The organism is Streptomyces bicolor, assembly GCF_000719285.1.
GTDB lineage: Bacteria > Actinomycetota > Actinomycetes > Streptomycetales > Streptomycetaceae > Streptomyces > Streptomyces bicolor.
In genome coordinates, this window is sequence record NZ_JOFS01000016.1 from 87,977 (window position 1) to 100,748 (window position 12,772).

The 12,772-nt window shown below is 71.0% G+C and carries 14 protein-coding genes and 1 pseudogene; 10 read left to right on the plus strand and 5 right to left on the minus strand.

Annotated elements, in window-relative coordinates; all coding sequences use genetic code 11:
* Window positions 1–15: 15 nt before the first annotated feature.
* The 4 genes from IF78_RS0121745 (at window position 16) to IF78_RS0121760 (ending at window position 4,246) form a co-directional block, all read left to right on the plus strand.
* A complete protein-coding gene (locus IF78_RS0121745; protein WP_031479074.1) occupies window positions 16–897 on the plus strand; it encodes a hypothetical protein in 882 nt (293 codons plus the stop codon).
* A gap of 32 nt (window positions 898–929) precedes the next feature.
* Window positions 930–1,556 carry a TetR/AcrR family transcriptional regulator gene (locus IF78_RS0121750; RefSeq protein ID WP_031479072.1) on the plus strand — a complete coding sequence of 209 codons (627 nt, stop codon included), beginning with the start codon at window positions 930–932 and terminating at the stop codon, window positions 1,554–1,556.
* Window positions 1,557–1,672: 116 nt separating this feature from the next.
* Window positions 1,673–3,691: a HelD family protein gene (locus IF78_RS0121755; RefSeq protein ID WP_031479070.1), complete on the plus strand. Its 2,019-nt coding sequence runs from the start codon at window positions 1,673–1,675 to the stop codon at window positions 3,689–3,691.
* Between the two features lie 24 nt (window positions 3,692–3,715).
* Entirely contained in the window at window positions 3,716–4,246 is a 531-nt protein-coding gene (locus tag IF78_RS0121760; protein ID WP_031479068.1) for an HAD domain-containing protein, read from the plus strand.
* Here IF78_RS0121760 and IF78_RS0121765 read toward each other — a convergent pair.
* Window positions 4,215–5,120, minus strand: coding sequence for an NAD(P)-dependent oxidoreductase (locus IF78_RS0121765; RefSeq protein WP_031479066.1), 906 nt, complete (start codon window positions 5,118–5,120; stop codon window positions 4,215–4,217). The genes IF78_RS0121760 and IF78_RS0121765 overlap by 32 nt on opposite strands.
* Before the next feature lie 50 nt (window positions 5,121–5,170).
* Here IF78_RS0121765 and IF78_RS0121770 point away from each other — a divergent pair, with 50 nt between their 5' ends.
* Window positions 5,171–5,518, plus strand: coding sequence for a winged helix-turn-helix transcriptional regulator (locus IF78_RS0121770; RefSeq protein WP_031479064.1), 348 nt, complete (start codon window positions 5,171–5,173; stop codon window positions 5,516–5,518).
* 134 nt (window positions 5,519–5,652) lie between these two features.
* On the opposite strand, the gene IF78_RS0121775 is transcribed toward IF78_RS0121770, so the two are convergent.
* A complete protein-coding gene (locus IF78_RS0121775; RefSeq protein WP_031479062.1) occupies window positions 5,653–6,591 on the minus strand; it encodes an NAD-dependent epimerase/dehydratase family protein in 939 nt (312 codons plus the stop codon).
* A 143-nt stretch (window positions 6,592–6,734) separates the two neighbouring features.
* Window positions 6,735–7,739 carry an esterase/lipase family protein gene (locus tag IF78_RS0121780; protein ID WP_031479060.1) on the minus strand — a complete coding sequence of 335 codons (1,005 nt, stop codon included), beginning with the start codon at window positions 7,737–7,739 and terminating at the stop codon, window positions 6,735–6,737.
* Window positions 7,740–8,028: 289 nt separating this feature from the next.
* Here IF78_RS0121780 and IF78_RS0121785 point away from each other — a divergent pair, with 289 nt between their 5' ends.
* Both IF78_RS0121785 and IF78_RS0121790 read left to right on the plus strand, forming a co-directional pair.
* The gene (locus IF78_RS0121785) at window positions 8,029–8,862 is read left to right on the plus strand and encodes an SDR family oxidoreductase (RefSeq protein WP_031479058.1); all 834 of its coding nucleotides are present in this window, start codon (window positions 8,029–8,031) and stop codon (window positions 8,860–8,862) included.
* A gap of 117 nt (window positions 8,863–8,979) precedes the next feature.
* The gene (locus IF78_RS0121790) at window positions 8,980–9,351 is read left to right on the plus strand and encodes a VOC family protein (RefSeq protein ID WP_031479056.1); all 372 of its coding nucleotides are present in this window, start codon (window positions 8,980–8,982) and stop codon (window positions 9,349–9,351) included.
* On the opposite strand, the pseudogene IF78_RS49755 reads toward IF78_RS0121790, so the two are convergent.
* Both IF78_RS49755 and IF78_RS0121795 read right to left on the minus strand, forming a co-directional pair.
* A pseudogene (locus IF78_RS49755) lies at window positions 9,352–9,483 on the minus strand (ATP-binding protein); the annotation flags it as partial.
* Between the two features lie 84 nt (window positions 9,484–9,567).
* Window positions 9,568–10,308 (minus strand): VOC family protein, encoded by a 741-nt coding sequence (locus IF78_RS0121795; protein ID WP_031479054.1) that lies wholly within the window; start codon window positions 10,306–10,308, stop codon window positions 9,568–9,570.
* Between the two features lie 365 nt (window positions 10,309–10,673).
* Here IF78_RS0121795 and IF78_RS0121800 point away from each other — a divergent pair, with 365 nt between their 5' ends.
* The 3 genes from IF78_RS0121800 (at window position 10,674) to IF78_RS0121810 (ending at window position 12,620) form a co-directional block, all read left to right on the plus strand.
* The gene (locus IF78_RS0121800; RefSeq protein WP_031479052.1) at window positions 10,674–11,291 is read left to right on the plus strand and encodes a helix-turn-helix domain-containing protein; all 618 of its coding nucleotides are present in this window, start codon (window positions 10,674–10,676) and stop codon (window positions 11,289–11,291) included.
* A gap of 156 nt (window positions 11,292–11,447) precedes the next feature.
* Window positions 11,448–12,146 carry a hypothetical protein gene (locus tag IF78_RS0121805; RefSeq protein WP_031479050.1) on the plus strand — a complete coding sequence of 233 codons (699 nt, stop codon included), beginning with the start codon at window positions 11,448–11,450 and terminating at the stop codon, window positions 12,144–12,146.
* A gap of 141 nt (window positions 12,147–12,287) precedes the next feature.
* Entirely contained in the window at window positions 12,288–12,620 is a 333-nt protein-coding gene (locus IF78_RS0121810; protein WP_031479048.1) for a DUF2516 family protein, read from the plus strand.
* Window positions 12,621–12,772: the final 152 nt, after the last annotated feature.

The following is a 12,772-nucleotide window of genomic DNA, read 5'->3' on the forward strand; positions in this document are numbered from 1 at the left end:
TGGAGGGCGGCGCGCATGTCCGATCGGGCAAGCGGTTCGGCCGAGGGTGGGGTCGTTCGGCGGTTGAGGCGCTACCAGGAGCGCTTCGAGTCCGTGGTGACCCGGGCTCTTTTCCTGGGGGTCTTCGCCACCGGACTCACCGCGCAGTTCGTCAAGCCGGTCGGCGACGCCCTGCAGGGCAAGGCCTACCTCGGCGGTGCCCTGCTCAGCCTGGTCGGCTATGTGCTGTACGACGCCGTGAAGGAGCTGTCGTCCCTGGTGCGGGTTCCGTCGCGGTCGCTCGTGAACTCACGTCAGCTCGGCAGTTTCGTCAGTGAGGCGTTCAACGCCCGGAAAGTGGAGATCAGCTTCCTCGGCTACACCGGCGAGACGCTCTATCACGAGCTCTACCACCGTCTGGAGGACCTCTTCGACAATCGCGGGCCGATCCGGAGAGTTTCGGTCCGGATGCTCGTGCCAGATTTCGAGCAGGAGATGATCGTGCCCTCCATGGTCGGCGCCGACGGCCGGCCGGTGGACGACCCGGCGTTCCGTGACCGCATGTCCGCGCGGTGCCAGGAGTTCGAGGAGAAGCTGTCGGACATCGCCGAGCGGCTCACCGCCACCGGCAGGCTGGTCGTGGAGTGCGAGTATCGCTGCTACCTGGGCATTCCGCGCGACAAGATCTGCATATTCAACCGAGTCCAGGTGCTGCACGGTCTGTACGACCTGTCCGTGCGGATGCACCACAGGGGCGAGGAGTACTACGACCCGAAGGGTTACCGAACCGACCTCAATGTCTGGTCCCGGGAGGGCACTGCTGCTGCCGACCAAGCCGTTTCCACCTGGATCAAGCACTTCGACGACCTGTGGGAACTCGCGCTGATTCCGCAGTGGCGAAGGGGAACGGCGCCCTGAGGAAGGTTCCGCGGCTGCGTAGGCTCGCCGCCATGAGTAAGCCAGGCAGCACCGAGACCGGCCTCCGTGAGCGCAAGAAGCAGCGGATGTACCAGACCGTGTCCGACACCGCCATCCGCCTCTTCCTGGAGAAGGGCTTCGACGCCGTCTCCGTGGCCGAGGTGGCCGCCGCCGCGGAGATCTCGAAGCCGACGCTCTTCCGGTACTTCCCGACGAAGGAGGATCTCGTCCTGTACCGGTTCGCCGACCATGAGGACGAGGCCGCGCGGGTGGTGCGGGAGGGGCCCTCGCCCGTCGAGGCGTTGCGGCGGCACTTCCTGGACGGGCTGGAGCGGTGTGACCCGATCACCGGGCTCAATGACGATCCGCATGTCCTCGCGTACCAGTCGATGCTGTACGGGACTCCCGCGCTGGCCGCCCGCCTGCACGGCTACCTCGAACGCTCCGAGGCCGCGCTCGCCGAGGCGCTCGGCGGAGGGCTCGACGCGCGGCTGGCCGCCGGGCAGATCGTCGCCGTGCAGCGGGTCCTCGCGCTGGAGAACTGGCGGCGGATGGCGGCGGGGGAGCGGGCGGCCGAGGTGCGCGGGGAGGCGGTGGCGGCGGCGGAGCGGGCGTTCGGGCAGTTGGAGGCGGGGTTGCCGGGGCTGACCGTGCGGTGAAGCCGAGGGGGGAGGGGCGCTCGCGGGCAGTCGGTGGCCTCCGCTGAGCGGCTGCGCGGTTGTGAGGCTCGGTAAAATATTTAACTCGGTTACGAGTTTTCGGTACGCTTCGTGGAATGACGTCGACCGACCCTGCCCTGCACCACGCCCTCCGCCAGGAACGCGCCCACCACGACCGCTGCCGCGCCGCCCTCGCCGCCATGGTCGACGGGGCCCAGGAACACGTCGTCACCGGTGAGGACGTCTCCGCCTCCGGTGCCGACGCCGAGGTGCTGGGGTATCAGCTGCGCAGTCGCGCGAAGGAGATGCGTGAGCTGCCCGAGGGGCCGCTGTTCTTCGGGCGGTTGGAGAGAGATCGGCAGAGCCTGCACATCGGGCGGCTGCGGATCACCGAGCGTCCGGCCGACCCGCCCCTGGTCGTCGACTGGCGGGCCCCCGTCTCCCGGGCCTTCTACCAGGCCTCCGCCCCTGACCCGCAGGGCGTGGCCGTACGGCGTCGGTTCGGCTGGGCACCCGGCAGCCGCGGGGACTCCGCCGACCTCACCGGGCTCGAGGACGAGCACCTCGACCGGGGCGAGTCCCGGGCCAGCGAGATCGTCGCCCGGGAGATCGAGCGGCCCCGCGTCGGGCCCATGCGGGACATCGCGGCCACCATCCAGCCCGAGCAGGACGATCTCGTACGAGGAGACCTCGCCCTGTCGGTGTGCGTGCAGGGCGCGCCCGGCACCGGCAAGACCGCCGTCGGCCTGCACCGCGCCGCCTACCTGCTCTACACCCACCCGCAGCGCATCCGCCGCGGCGGCCTGCTGATCCTCGGCCCCAACCGGACCTTCCTGTCGTACATCTCCCAGGTTCTCCCGGCCCTCGGCGAGACGGGCGTCCGGCAGTCGACGCTGGGGGAGGAGATCGCCCGGTACCCGGCGCGTGGGGTGGACGGTGAGCGGGCGGCCGTCGTCAAGCATGACGTCCGGATGGCGGAGGTGCTGCGGCGCGCGCTGTACGCGCGCGTGGCGGGCGGCGCCGGGGTGGCCGACTCCCTTGTCGTACCCGACGGTTCGTACCGGTGGCGGGTCTCGGCCGAGGAGCTGGAGCGGATCGTCGCGGGGGTGCGGGGCGAGGAGCCGCCGTATGCCGTCGGGCGGGAGCGGGTGCGGACGCGGGTGGTGCGGCGTGTGCGGCAGCAGGCCGAGCGGCGGGCCGGGCCGCGGAGCAACGCGTGGGTGCGGAAGGTCTCCGGGGCGCGGGCGGTCAGGGAGTACGTCGACGCCGTATGGCCGCGGGTTCGGCCCGAGGAGGTCGTGGCCCGACTGCTCGGTGAGCCAGAGGTGTTGGCGGCCGCCGCCGACGGGGTGCTGGACGCCGACGAGCAGAAGGCCCTGCTGTGGGCGAAGCCGCCGCGGTCGTGGAAGTCGGCGCGCTGGTCGGCCGCCGACCTGGTGCTGCTCGACGAGGTGGCCGGGCTCATCGAGCATCCGCGGGGGTACGGCCATGTCGTCGTCGACGAGGCACAGGATCTGTCGCCGATGGAGTGCCGGGCGATCGCACGACGGGCGGCCTTCGGGTCGTTGACCGTGCTGGGGGACCTGGCCCAGGCGACGACACCCTGGGCCGCGCGGTCGTGGGAGACGGTGCTGCGGCATCTGGGCAAGCCGGACGCGGTGGTCGTACCGCTCACGACGGGGTTCCGGGTGCCCGGGGCCGTGCTGGAACTCGCCAACCGGCTGCTGGAGCGACTGGACGTGGAGGTGCCGGCGGCCCGTTCGCTGCGCGGCGACGGAGAGCTGCGGTTTCGGCAGGCCGACGGCGATCTGCCGGGGGCGGTCGTGGACGCCGTACGGGACGCGCTGGGCCGGGAGGGGTCCGTGGGGGTCGTCGCCGCCGACGGGGACGTGGCCCGGGTGCGCGAGGCGCTGGGGGCCGCCGGCATCGAGGCGGGGGGCGCGGACGAGCTGGGGGCGCGGGTGGCGGTCGTGCCGGCGAGTGTGGTGAAGGGGCTGGAGTACGACCATGTCGTCGCCGTGGAGCCGGCCGCGATCGTGGAGGCGGAGGAGCGGGGGCTGCACCGGCTGTATGTGGTGGTGACCCGGGCGGTGGCGGGGCTGGAGGTGGTGCACGGGAGGGCGTTGCCGTTCTGAGGGGCGAGGGAGATCCTCTTACCGATGCCTCCCACCGCCCTCCTCTTCCTGGACGTCGACGGAACGCTGATCCCCTTCGGGGCGGAGCGGCCGTATCCGCTGTACGAACCGCCCCACCCCCTGCCCGAGACGGCCGCCCACCCCCTCCTCAACCGCATCGACCCCGCCCTCGGCACCCGTCTGCGCCGGCTCGCCGAGCTCGGCTGTGAGCTCGTGTGGGCCACGACCTGGATGGATGACGCGAACGCGGCTGTCGCACCCTGGCTCGGTCTGCCCCCACTGCCAGTGGTGGACTGGCCGGACGAGGATGAGGAACCCCGGCTCGGGCCCCGCAGACCGCACTCGAAGACAAAGGCACTCGTGGCGTGGGCCGCCGGCCGCCCCTTCCTCTGGGTCGACGACGAGATCTCCGACGCCGACCGCGCCTGGGTGGCCGGTTCGCACCCCGCGCCCGCCCTGCTCCACCGCGTCGATCACCGCGAGGGCCTCACCGCCCGGGACCTCCCCGTCCTGGAGGAGTGGATCACCGCCGGTGGCCGCCCAGCAGCTCGGTGACCCGCATGAAGCCGTCCGTGCCGTGGCCGAGGGCGACGACCCGGCGGGCCTGGCCCTCGACGGCGCGCATCACGCCGGCGTCGATGCCGTGGGCCTCGGAGGCCTCGACGACGTGGGACATGGTGGAGACGGCGGAGGTGATCGGGTTGAGTTCGCCGGAGTAGGTGCCGTCGTCGACGTCGCCCGCGAACTCCTCGAAGAGAGGCGGCAGGATCGCGCCGATGCCCCGCGCGAAGGGGGCCAGTTCGCGCGCGGTGATGCCCTCGGCCCGGGCCATGGCCACGGCGTGCGCATAGCCGGCCATCGCCGTCCAGAAGATGTCCAGCAGGGCGACGTCGTAGGCGGCGGCCCGGCCGATCTCCTCGCCGAGGTGGGTGTGCGTGCCGCCCAGCGCGTCGAGGACGGGCCGGTGCTCGCGGTAGAGCTCCTCGGGGCCGCTGTGGATGAACACCGCGTCGGCCGTGCCGATGGTGGTGGTCGGCGTCATGATCGCGCCGTCCAGATAGCGGATGCCGTGCGCGGCCGCCCATTGCGCCGTGTCCCGTGCCCGGGCCGGGGTGTCGGCGGTCAGGTTCACGACCGTACGGCCCTTGAGCGCGTCGGTGACGGCGTCGGGGCGAAGGATCGCGTCGGCGGCGTCGTAGTTCACCACGCAGACGACGGTCAGCGGACTGGCGGCGACCGCCTCCTGTGGGGACGCGGCCGCCGTGGCACCGCGGTCGAGCAGTTCGCGGTCCCGCCCCGGGGTGCGGTTCCAGACGGTGACCCGCAGCCCCGCGTCCAGGAACGCCCCTGCCAGCGCACGGCCCATCGGGCCGAGTCCGAGGACGGTGACGGTGACGGTGACGGCGGAATCGTGGTCGTGGGTGGACATGCTTCAACTCCCTGTAGAGTGGCAAGAATTGATGACAAAAGGGGTGGGATATGACGCGTCGGCGCCATGACCCGAACGTCTGCGGAGTGACCGCCGCGATCACGGTGATCGAGGGCAAGTGGAAGACGTCGCTGCTCTGGCTGCTGGAGTCCGGCCCGCACCGCCCGGCGGAGCTGCGCCGCCAGCTGCCGGGCCTCAGCGAGAAGGTGCTGACCCAGGCGCTGCGTGAGATGGAGTCGGACGGTCTGGTGCACCGTGAGGTGTACGAGGAGCTGCCGTTGAAGACCGTGTACTCCCTGACCGGGTTCGGCCGCGACCTGGCCGAGGCCCTCGGCCCGCTCTCCGACTGGGGCCACCGCCGCCTGGAGCGCATGACCGGGGTCCAGCCGGCCTCCTGACCTGTACGCCACCTCCGTCCGCCGCCTCGTCGATCACCCGCATCCAGGGTGCGACGGCGGCGGATCGCTGCCAAGTACGCACAAATAAGTGGGTACGGCGGCGGGCGCCGCAACGCCGGTGCCCGCGACGGCGGCTACGACCGCCCCGCCAGCTCCTCCCGGAATCCCTCCCGCCATGACGGATAACGCGGCTCCCAGCCCAGCTCGCGCCTGGCCTTCGCGTTGGAGAACCCCCGCCCCTCGGTCATCATCGTCACCACCACCTCCCCGGCCAGCAGCCGGGCCAGCCACTTGGGAACGCGCAGCGGAGGCTTCGCCCCCGCACAGGCGGCCAGATACGGCAGCCACTCACTGGCCGGCGCCGGTTCGTCGTCGACGATGTTGAACACGCCCCGCGCCCGCTGCTCAACGGCCAGCACGGTGGCGCTCGCCGCGTCGTCGAGATGCACCCACGAGAAGTAGCCGGTACCGCCCCCGACCAGCGGGAACTGCCGTTTGCGGACCAGCTCGACCTGGTCGTCGGTGGCGCCCGGCCCGTAGAAACCGCCGTAGCGCAGGACCGTCCCGTCGGCCTTGAGGACCACGTCCTGGATGTGCCGGATCGCCTCCCCCAGCGCGCGCAGCCTCCCCGTCTCCACGGGCAGCGGGTCCTCCTCGGTCTTCACCCAGCCGCCCTCCCGGACGCCGTTCCAGATGGCGGCGCTCTGCGCGACGACATGGGGGACGCCGGTCGCCTCCGCGGCGGCCAGCAGGTGGTCGGTGCCCTCGGTGCGCAGCCGGTTGGTGGTGGCGAACCAGCGGTCGAAGTGCCTGATGTCCGGCTTGCCGGAGTGCGGCGCGGAGATCGCCGTCATCTGGTGCACGATCGCGTCCGGCCTGGCCGCGGCCACCGCCGCGGTGACGGACCTGCCGTCGAGCCCGTCCATCACGACGCCCTCGGCGCCCATCCGATGCACCAGGTCGAGCTTGGCCGCGCTGGTCGTCGTGGCCGTCACCTGGTGCCCGCGCTCCACCAGCCGCGGCACCAGCCGCCGCCCGATGACGCCGGTCCCACCTGCGACGAACACCCGCATGACACTCACCGTCCCGATTCCGGAGTCGTCTGTGAAACCTAGGACGAGCCGACTCGCCCGTTTTGTGACATGGCGGGGCATGGGCATGGGCACGGGGAGCAGGCGGCGGGCGCCTGCTCCCCGGTCGTGGCGTGCGCCTGGCCTCAGCCGCCGAGTACGGGCAGGGAGAGGCCGCAGCGGACGGGCTTGGCGTGGGCGGGGTCGAGGGCGTTGCGCACCAGTTGGGCGGCGTTGGTGTCGTAGGCGATCGACACGTGTTCCGAGAGGTCCTCGGGGCAGACGTCCTGGATCGTGATGTTCCGTACGGACGCGCCCGGCCCCGCGGTCAGAAACTGCTGCGTGTAGGGGGTGACGACCTCGTCGAGCTTGGTGGCGATGACCGTGTACTGGACCCCGGGCTGGGTGTCCCCGTCCCGGTCCAGCTTCTGGTTCACCTCCGAGCCGACCATCTGATCCGGCCATGCCTGGCCGACCACGGCGGACACGGCCGGGTTGAGACCCAGCTCGGTGGTCAGTGTGCCGAGGCCCAGGGCGGTCGTGCCGTGGTTGGACGGGGCCAGGCCGATGAGGCGGCGCACCTTGTTCCGTTTCGGGTGCGCGGGATCCGTGCCGCCTTCGAACCGCAGGTACCAGCGGGGCGTCACACCGCCGCCCTGGGAGTGCCCGACGAGGTCGACCTGGCGGGCTCCGGTGGCCTTGAGCACGCGGTCGACGTAGTCGGCGATCTGCCGTGCGGAGGCCGGAATCGGCCCGTTGGCCTTGAACGGACTCCCCGGCGTGCCACCGTAGTTGGGGGCGAAGACGCAGTAGCCCTGCTCCTTCAGCCACGGGGCCAGCATGCTCCAGTTGGAGAAGGCGTTCGTCCAGGTCGCGTGCACCAGTACCACCGGGCGTGGATGCTCACGCGTGGGCCGGCAACTGAAGTCGTTGGCCCCGGCCGGCGACGCCTCCGGGTGGACGGCGCCGCCGAGGAGCGCCGCCGGGCCGGCGAGGAGCCGCCCCGGAGGTCGCGGCGGCTCGGGGGTGTCGGCCGCGACCGCCCCGCCCTGCAGCCCTCCGGTCAGCGCCAGGGCGAGCCCGGCACAGACCGCGGCCCACCTGGCGCGCAGCCGGTTCGACCGTCTCCGGGAAACATTCCGATCCGACACGCGCCACTCCTCGCCTCAGGTCGGCCGAGCGCCGACGCGAAGATGATCGAGGAGCGGATCCGCACAGTGCCCAACAGCCGCTCGCGGCACCACTTATGGAGCAGACCGCTTTCATCCGTCCAGCCCACGGCCTACGTGCGGGATACCAGGAGGTGCGAAAACCGCCTCCGTGCCGGGGACCGGGGCCGGGGCCGTCACGGGCCGCGATTCACTCCCTTGACCTCGAGCAAAGTTGAGGTCCTAGCGTGCCGTGGGCGTGATCACCGGCTGACGACAGGAGGAGATGACGATGATCCTGGTGACCGGCGCGACCGGAAACATCGGAAGCGCTCTGCTGGAGGAGTTGCACCTGGCCGGTGCCGCACCCGTGCGAGGTCTGACCCGTGACGCGGCGCACGCCTCGTTCCCCGAGGGGATCGAAGCCGTCGAGGGCGATCTCACGCGGGCGGACTCTCTGAAGGCCGCGTTGGCGGGAGCGCGCTCGCTGTTCCTGTTGTCGGGCATGGGTGCGGAAGCAGAGATCCTGGCGGCCGCCCGGCGGGCTGGCGTGGAGCATGTGGTGCTCGTGTCGTCGATCACGGTGGAGACCCATCCGCATCTGCCGGCGGCCGGCGAGAACCTTGCCGTCGAGTGGCTGCTCAAGGACAGCGGCATGGCCTGGACCATCCTGCGGCCGACGCAGTTCGCCTCGAACACCTTGTGGTGGGCGCGGGAGATTCGCGAGCGGGGCGTGGTCCGGGCGCCGTACCCGGACATCGGGCTCCCCGCCATCCACCCCGCGGACATCGCGGCGGTTGCCCGCGTGGCGCTCACCGAGCCGGGCCACCAGGGGCGGACGTACGTACTAACCGGGCCGGAACGTGTCACCGTCCGAGATCAACTCGCCGCCAGCGGCGCGGTGTTGGGGCGGGCGGTGCCCTTCGTCGAGATCGGCCGGCAGGAAGCCCACCGGCAGATGGCTTCCCTCATGGGAGACGAGGCCGCGGACGCGGTCCTCGACCTGATGGGCGGGGACGTCAACGACGCACTGCTGGCGGTGCACGACACCGTGTTCCGGGTCACCGGGGCGGTCGCCAGATCGTTCCGGCAATGGGCCTCGGACAACGGCGCCGCCTTCCGCTGAGACCTCGCCACCCGAACCAACGGCCTGAACAGGGGCGTGACTTCACCCTGGTCGACCGCCTCTAGGGTGGGCGTCGGGAAGATCCACCAGCGACCCGGAGGTGACCTGCCCGTGCGGATGAAGCTGAGCGCCATCACCCTCGACTGCCCTGACCCGCTGGCTCTGGCGGCGTTCTACCAGCAGGCCACCGGCCTCGAAACCCACCCGGAGTCGAACGCCGACTTCGCCGGTCTCAAGCGTCCGGACGGACTCCTCATCGGGTTCCAACGGGTCGCCGACCACCGCGCGCCGAGCTGGCCCGACCAGACCGTTCCCCAGCAGCTGCACATCTGCTTCGACGTCGAGGGTGACCTGGACGAGGCCGAGACCCGGCTGCTGGAGCTGGGCGCGGGCAAGCCGGATCACCAGCCGCACGAGGGCAGGTGGCGCGTCCTCACCGATCCGGCCGGGCATCCCTTCTGCATCGTCAGGGCTGACAGGGGGGCGTGATCGTAGGGCGGCCTGGGCGGGCGTGAGATGTGTGGTGTCGACGACCTCGGCGATGCGGCCGCGGAGCGTGTCCTGGTCGGCGTGGAGGGCGAAGTGCCGTATGGGAAAGGCGTGTTGGGCGAGGCTCCAGTACGGGCCGCCCGGGGCCTTGCAGGCCAACTGCTGGTCGGCATAGCGGGACAGCGCGCTTATGTCGGCGTGTCGTCAAGCTCCGTGTCAGGACGGGGCGAGGACGCAGAACTCGTGGCCCTCCGGGTCGGACAGGCACGTCCACGGGACGTCGCCCTGGCCGACGTCGAGGTCGGTGGCGCCGAGGGCCCGCAACCGGGCCACTTCCGCTTCTTTGTCGTCGCCGGGGTACGGCAGCAGGTCGAGATGGACGCGGTCCGGCACGGTCTTCACATCGGGAGTGCGGAGGAACTCGAGATACGGGCCGACACCCTTGGCGGAGCGCAACACCGCGTGATCGTCGGTCACCTCGTGCAGGGTCCAGTCCATCGCCTCACCCCAGAACCGGGCCATGGCCCGCGGATCCACGCAGTCGACCACCACCGCGGCGACCGGTCCGGTGTCCCGGTGGATCTCCCGGGGCTCCAGCACACAGAACTCGTTGCCCTCCGGGTCGGCGAGGACCGTCCACGGCACGTCGCCCTGGCCCACGTGGGCGGGCGTCGCACCGAGAGCCTGCAGGCGCGCGACCAACTCCGCCTGATGGGCGGCGGAGGTGGTGGCGAGATCGAGGTGCACACGGTTCTTCGCTGTCGTCTTGGCTTCCGGGACGGGAACGAAGTCGATGCCGACGGCGACCGGGTGCGGCCAAACGAGGTCGCCGACGGGTCCGACGTAGGTGGTCACGCCGGGGCTGTAAGCACGCCAGCCGAGCGCCTCCGCCCAGAACCGGCCGACCGCCAAGCCGTCAAGAGCCTTTATGTTCACGTGAGCAGGTCGCAGTGCCATGCCGGCGATCCTATGCAGCCGCTCTGCAGCGACATCCGATGCGCCGCCAGGCAGAGATCGATTGCCCAGGTCGTGTCCGACCCTCGGTGGTGAGGCGGCCCGCCCCTGTGAGCCCGCGGTCACACCGGCGATCATCGGCTCGAGGACCGTCGGGTCCGTCAGGGCGTTGACGGTCCGCAGGTTCCTGGCGGAGCCGCGAGCAGTACGCGCCGCACTGCGGCACTTGGAGACCGCGACGGTGGACGACGCGCTCGATCTGCTGCACGCACTCATGGCTACCGAACTGCTGAGTCGTTCGCGTGGCATGGCGCACTTTTGCAAGCGGGTGCTTGCAATAGTTAGCGGGGGTGAGGCAAGGTGGAGCCATGGCATCGCTCAACGTCGGCAATCTCGGTGAGTATCTGCGTGAGCAGCGGCGCAACGCGCAGCTGTCACTGCGGCAGCTCGCCGACGCCGCCGGGGTGTCCAACCCGTACCTGAGCCAGATCGAGCGCGGGCTGCGCAAGCCGAGCGCGGAGGTGTTGCAGCAGGTCGCCAAGGCGCTGCGGATCTCCGCCGAGACGCTGTACGTGCGCGCCGGCATCCTCGACGCCGAGCGGGACCGGGACGAGGTGGAGACGCGCGCCGTCATCCTCGCCGATCCCACGCTGAACGAGCGGCAGAAGCAGGTGCTACTCCAGATCTACGAATCCTTCCGCAAGGAGAACGGGTTCGGGATATCCCCGGAGGCGGGGGAGGCTGCCGAGGCGGTCGAGTCCTCCGAGGCGGTTCGACTGGCCGACCTGGGCACCCGGCAGAGTGACGGCCACGACGGCGCGGACGCGGCGGACGCGCAGGGCAGCGACGCCGCCGCACGCCGCAGCCGTACGACCCGCAAGACGCGCGCAACCCGCACGAACAGTACGACCCGCACGACCCGTGCCTCCGACGGCAGCGACGCCGACCCGGAGGACCCGACCAACCCGCAGCAGTCGGCCGGCTGACCGAGCTGACCGAGCACCGCCGTACGCGTGCCACGCCCAGCACGCGAGGGCACGCTCGAGCACGCGAGGGAAGGCGACGGCGAGTAGCCGTAACCTGTCCGGCCGACCTGCGGTTCCAAAACCCTCACCTCATAGCAAACCGGGAGGACCATCACCATGGCCATCGCCGACGACCTGCGTAAGACCCTCAGCGACCCGACCCCGCTCTACTTCGCCGCCGGCACCGCCGACCTCGCCCTCCAGCAGGCCAAGAAGGTGCCCGGCCTGGTGGAGCAGCTGCGCACCGAGGCGCCGGCCCGGTTCGAGGCCGTTCGCAACACCGACCCGAAGGCTGTCCAGGAGAAGGCCACCGCCCGCGCCAAGGAGGCCGGCGCGAAGGCCAGGGAGGCGCAGGAGAACATCCAGACCAAGGTCAACGAGTTCATCAGCAGCATCGACGCGGACTTCAAGAAGTTCGGCAGCAACCTGGACGCCGACTTCAAGAAGCTCGGCAGCAGCCTCGACGCCGACCTGAAGAAGCTCGGCGAGACCGCCCAGGACCTCGCGCTGCGCGGTGTCGGCGTCGCCGCCGAGTACGCCGTGAAGGCCCGCGAGACCTACGAGAAGGTCGCCGAGCACGGCGAGCAGGCCGTGAAGACCTGGCGCGGCGAGGCGGCCGAGGAGATCGAGGAGCTCGCGATCGCCGTCGAGCCGAAGGCCGAGCCGGTCGAGGTCAAGGACGACAAGACCGAGGCCAAGCCCGTCGAGGCCAAGCCGGCCGCCGAGGCCGCCCCGGCGAAGAAGACGACCACCGCCAAGAAGGCCACCCCGGCACGCAAGCCCACCGCCAAGAAGACGACTCCGCCCGCCAAGTAACACGTACGGGTGAAACGGGGCCGTTCGCCTCGGGCCGGGCACTCACGGAGTGCTCGGCCCGTTGTTCGGGTAGCGGCCCTGCGGTTGCGGGTACGGTGACCGCGTAGATACGAGCCGATTCGGGTGGTGGACGTTGTGCTGATGCAGGGCTTCGCGGGGTTCATGTGGCTGCTGAGCATGGCCCTGATCGCTTTCAGCGGCTTCGCGCTGATCGACGCGGCCACGCGCCGCGAGGACGCCTACCGCGCGGCCGACAAGAAGACCAAGCCGTTCTGGCTGATCATCCTCGGCCTCGCTTTTGTGGTGAACCTGCTCTTCCCGATCCTGTCGTTCCTGCCGATCATCGGCCTCATCGCGACGATCGTGTACATGGTGGACGTCAGGCCCGCGATCAAGGGGCTGCCGGGCGGGGGCCGCAGCAGAAAGGGCTCCAGCAGCGACGGTCCGTACGGCCCTTGGAACGGCGGCCGCTGATCACCGGAATGGCGCCTTCTGATGGACGCCGCTGAGCGGTAACGCCCTTGGGGGCGCGGGGAACTGCTGAGCGGTAACGCCCCTGGGGGCGCGGGGAACTGCGCGACCAGCCACAGAGCACCCGCAGACGGCGTACCACAGCCGCCCTCCCA

Coding starts and splice junctions, on each gene's coding strand:
- IF78_RS0121755 (WP_031479070.1), top strand. CDS start 1,673: ATGACGTCGACCGACCCTGCCCTGCACCACGCCCTCCGCCAGGAACGC.
- IF78_RS0121775 (WP_031479062.1), bottom strand. CDS start 6,591: ATGCGGGTGTTCGTCGCAGGTGGGACCGGCGTCATCGGGCGGCGGCTG.
- IF78_RS0121800 (WP_031479052.1), top strand. CDS start 10,674: ATGGCATCGCTCAACGTCGGCAATCTCGGTGAGTATCTGCGTGAGCAG.
- IF78_RS0121810 (WP_031479048.1), top strand. CDS start 12,288: ATGCAGGGCTTCGCGGGGTTCATGTGGCTGCTGAGCATGGCCCTGATC.
- IF78_RS0121790 (WP_031479056.1), top strand. CDS start 8,980: ATGAAGCTGAGCGCCATCACCCTCGACTGCCCTGACCCGCTGGCTCTG.
- IF78_RS0121805 (WP_031479050.1), top strand. CDS start 11,448: ATGGCCATCGCCGACGACCTGCGTAAGACCCTCAGCGACCCGACCCCG.
- IF78_RS0121760 (WP_031479068.1), top strand. CDS start 3,716: ATGCCTCCCACCGCCCTCCTCTTCCTGGACGTCGACGGAACGCTGATC.
- IF78_RS0121750 (WP_031479072.1), top strand. CDS start 930: ATGAGTAAGCCAGGCAGCACCGAGACCGGCCTCCGTGAGCGCAAGAAG.
- IF78_RS0121745 (WP_031479074.1), top strand. CDS start 16: ATGTCCGATCGGGCAAGCGGTTCGGCCGAGGGTGGGGTCGTTCGGCGG.
- IF78_RS0121765 (WP_031479066.1), bottom strand. CDS start 5,120: ATGTCCACCCACGACCACGATTCCGCCGTCACCGTCACCGTCACCGTC.
- IF78_RS0121795 (WP_031479054.1), bottom strand. CDS start 10,308: ATGGCACTGCGACCTGCTCACGTGAACATAAAGGCTCTTGACGGCTTG.
- IF78_RS0121770 (WP_031479064.1), top strand. CDS start 5,171: ATGACGCGTCGGCGCCATGACCCGAACGTCTGCGGAGTGACCGCCGCG.
- IF78_RS0121785 (WP_031479058.1), top strand. CDS start 8,029: ATGATCCTGGTGACCGGCGCGACCGGAAACATCGGAAGCGCTCTGCTG.